4 protein-coding genes and 1 tRNA gene are annotated in these 3,424 nt (G+C 43.6%); 3 read left to right on the top strand and 2 right to left on the bottom strand.

Annotated features, from left to right (window positions below; all coding sequences use genetic code 11):
• Together A0765_RS10510 and A0765_RS09365 are read left to right on the top strand one after the other, a co-directional pair.
• The coding region (locus A0765_RS10510) for a hypothetical protein (protein WP_218837447.1) at positions 1 to 198 on the top strand (198 nt) is incomplete at its 5' end.
• A gap of 97 nt (positions 199 to 295) precedes the next feature.
• Positions 296 to 985, top strand: a complete 690-nt coding sequence (locus A0765_RS09365; RefSeq protein ID WP_045500318.1) for a VIT1/CCC1 transporter family protein — start codon at positions 296 to 298, stop codon at positions 983 to 985.
• Between the two features lie 83 nt (positions 986 to 1,068).
• Here A0765_RS09365 and tsf read toward each other — a convergent pair whose 3' ends face one another.
• On the bottom strand, positions 1,069 to 2,112 hold the full coding sequence (gene tsf / locus A0765_RS09360; protein ID WP_005591546.1) for a translation elongation factor Ts: 1,044 nt from the start codon (positions 2,110 to 2,112) through the stop codon (positions 1,069 to 1,071).
• Between the two features lie 81 nt (positions 2,113 to 2,193).
• Positions 2,194 to 2,976 (bottom strand): 30S ribosomal protein S2, encoded by a 783-nt coding sequence (gene rpsB, locus A0765_RS09355; protein WP_015605907.1) that lies wholly within the window; start codon positions 2,974 to 2,976, stop codon positions 2,194 to 2,196.
• 275 nt (positions 2,977 to 3,251) lie between these two features.
• Here rpsB and A0765_RS09350 point away from each other — a divergent pair.
• A tRNA-Cys gene (locus A0765_RS09350) sits at positions 3,252 to 3,322 on the top strand.
• Positions 3,323 to 3,424 lie beyond the last annotated feature (102 nt).

Raw genomic sequence — 3,424 nt, 5'->3', positions numbered from 1 at the left:
GGCTGGGACAAAAGTCCTAGCCTCTCAATTGTCTTTGGATTGTCGAGCAAGACGCAGTGGTTGAGTGGGCTCTACTACGCTGATTTCATCAGCTTTTACAACCCTACTCAACTGTGCGGAGGTGGGATGACGAAATCGAATTCTAACGAATTACCGATTTCTATCCCACTCTCTTTTTTGATAGGAATTTTCCCTTAAATCGTTGGACTTTTCTCATTTTCCGACTTTCACTTGCCTTCATTATTCTTTTTATTTATAATCATTATAAATAAAAAGAAAAGAGAAAAGTTTCAGAATGGAAGAACATAAGATTGACAAAAATTTTAGCGGACGCCTGAATATTTTGCGGGCTGGAGTTTTGGGGGCCAACGACGGTATTATTTCTATCGCAGGGGTGGTCATCGGAGTGGCCAGTGCAACGGAAGATGTTTGGATTATCTTTCTATCTGGTCTGGCTGCTGTCTTTGCCGGTGCCTTTTCTATGGCAGGCGGGGAGTACGTATCCGTCTCCACTCAGAAGGACACTGAGGAGGCTGCAGTGGCTAGAGAGCGAGAACTCTTGGAAAAGAATCCCGATATTGCCAGACAGTCCCTCTACGCCTCCTACGTCCAAAATGGTGAGTGCGAGACTTCTGCCCAACTCTTGACCAATCGCGCCTTCTTGCAGGATCCGCTCAAGGCCTTGGTAGAGGAAAAGTACGGCATTGAGGTCGAAGAGTTCACCAATCCTTGGCACGCAGCCATATCCAGCTTTCTAGCCTTTGCCATAGGTGCAATTTTCCCTATGCTGACCATCGTTCTGCTTCCGGCTGCCTATAGGATTCCAGCGACCGTCCTTGTTGTAGCTCTTTCCCTCTTGGGAACCGGCTATACTAGTGCAAAATTGGGACAGGCACCCATTAAAAATGCCATGATCCGTAACCTCACTATCGGACTTTTGACCATGGCTGTCACCTATCTCGTAGGCCAATTCTTCTCAATTTAAAAGAAGAACTATTCAGGCAAGCATAATAAAAAAGATTGAAAAGAAATAATTTCTTTTCAATCTTTTTTTGTTATAAACTTAGATTAGTTTTGGCCAAGAGCAGCTGCCATTGTTGCTGCAACTTCTGATTCGAAGTCGTTAGCTGCTTTTTCAATACCTTCACCAACTTCAAAGCGAACAAACTCAACTACTGAAGCATTCACTGATTCAAGGTAAGCTTCAACTGTCTTGCTGTCATCCATGATGTACACTTGTGCAAGAAGTGTGTAAGCTTGGTCAACTTTAGTGTTGTCAAGCAAGAAGCGATCCATTTTACCTGGGATGATCTTGTCCCAGATTTTTTCTGGTTTGCCTTCAGCAGCCAATTCAGCTTTGATATCAGCTTCAGCTTGTGCAATCACTTCGTCAGTCAACTGAGCTTTTGAACCATATTTCAAGTGTGGAAGTGCTGGCTTGTCAACCATAGCGCGGCTTTCATTGTCTTGATCGATAGCGTGGTTCAATTGTGCCAATTCATCTTTAACAAATTGCTCATCCAATTCTTTGTATGAAAGAACAGTTGGTTTCATCGCTGCGATATGCATAGAAATTTGTTTCGCAAGAGCGTCATCACCACCGTCAATCACTGAAACAACACCGATACGGCCACCATTGTGTTGGTAAGCACCGAAGTGTTGAGCATCAGTCTTTTCAACCAAAGCAAAACGACGGAATGAGATTTTTTCTCCGATAGTTGCAGTTGCAGATACGTATGCAGCTTCAAGAGTTTCACCTGAAGGCATTGTCAATGCAAATGCTTCTTCGTTGTTCGCTGGCTTGCCTTCTGCGATAACTTTTGCAGTAGCATTTACCAATTCAACGAATTGAGCGTTTTTCGCAACAAAGTCAGTTTCAGCGTTGACTTCAACGATAGCTGCAACGTTACCATCCACGTAAACGCCTGTCAAACCTTCAGCGGCAACACGGTCAGCCTTCTTAGCTGCTTTTGCCATACCTTTTTCGCGAAGCAATTCAATCGCTTTTTCGATGTCACCATCTGTTTCAACCAATGCTTTCTTAGCGTCCATGACACCAGCACCAGATTTTTCGCGCAATTCTTTTACAAGCTTAGCTGTAATTTCTGCCATTTTTCTTCTCCTATGTTTACTATTTTTAAATAAAGGGGCCGGGCTGAGCCCCGCCCCTTTAGGTTAATTGACTTATGAAAATTATGCGTTGTCGCCTTCTACAACTTCAACGATTTCTTCGATTGAGTCTGCTTGAGTTTCAGTTGCAGCAAATTCTGCTTCAACAGTCGCTACAGCGTCCTCACCTTGACGACCTTCGATAACAGCGTCAGCCATTTTCGCAGTGATCAACTTAACGGCACGGATTGCGTCGTCGTTAGCAGGGATAATCACATCGATATCGTCTGGATCAGTGTTTGTGTCAACCATCGCAACTACTGGAATACCAAGTTTCTTAGCTTCCTTAACAGCGATTTGCTCTTTATGAGGGTCAACGATGTACATTACATCTGGGATGCGAGGCATATCTTCGATACCACCCAAGAATTTTTCAAGACGAGCACGTTGTTTGTTCAAAAGTGCTACTTCTTTCTTAGGAAGAACTTCGAAGATTCCTTCTTCTTCCATACGTTTGATTTCTTTCAAACGAGCAACACGTTTTTGGATAGTTGTCCAGTTTGTAAGAGTTCCACCCAACCAACGGTGGTTGATGTAGTATTGACCAGCACGTTCTGCTTCTTCTTTTACAGCTTCAGCAGCTTGCTTTTTAGTACCAACAAACAAGATAACTGCATCGTTTGCAGCTGCATCACGCATGAAGTCGTAAGCTTGATCTGCGTATTTTACAGTTTGTTGAAGGTCGATAACGTGGATACCGTTACGCTCAGTGAAGATGTACTTAGCCATCTTAGGGTTCCAGCGACGAGTTTGGTGACCAAAGTGAACACCAGCCTCAAGAAGTTGTTTCATTGAAATTACTGCCATGAGTAAATTCTCCTTTTTGTTTTTTTCCTCTCTTAGATTTCAGCTCGCAGAGCTACCAATCGGCAACGGCTCCACAATTCATCTAAAATGAGTATTTCTGCCGTTTAAACGGCATCTACTATCATATCAAATTTTCTAGCTTTTGACAAGTCTTTGGCCACTATTTTCTCGCTTTGATTCAGCCCATCTGCTAGCCAGCCTTCAAGAAATTCTCACTTAAGTCGGGTCAGGCTCTTGACGAACAGGCCGTTTTAAGGTAGAATAGTAAGAGTTGTGGCGGTATAGCCAAGTGGTAAGGCACGGCTCTGCAAAAGCTTGATCGTCGGTTCAAATCCGTCTACCGCCTTTTTTATCGGTTTAAATCCGACTTTATACTAACCAAGAGGCTGGGACAAAAGTCCTAGCCTCTCAATTGTCTCTGGATTGTCGAGCAAGACGCAGTGGTTGA

This window comes from Streptococcus cristatus (assembly GCF_001588905.1).
Lineage (GTDB): Bacteria > Bacillota > Bacilli > Lactobacillales > Streptococcaceae > Streptococcus > Streptococcus cristatus_N.
The sequence above is the reverse complement of the archived record's forward strand: the minus strand, read 5'-3'. Positions and strand labels throughout refer to the sequence as shown.

What these genes read in the sequence shown, in the direction of transcription:
- A0765_RS09365 (WP_045500318.1), top strand. Translation starts at nt 296, where the DNA reads ATGGAAGAACATAAGATTGACAAAAATTTTAGCGGACGCCTGAATATT.
- tsf (WP_005591546.1), bottom strand. Translation starts at nt 2,112, where the DNA reads ATGGCAGAAATTACAGCTAAGCTTGTAAAAGAATTGCGCGAAAAATCT.
- rpsB (WP_015605907.1), bottom strand. Translation starts at nt 2,976, where the DNA reads ATGGCAGTAATTTCAATGAAACAACTTCTTGAGGCTGGTGTTCACTTT.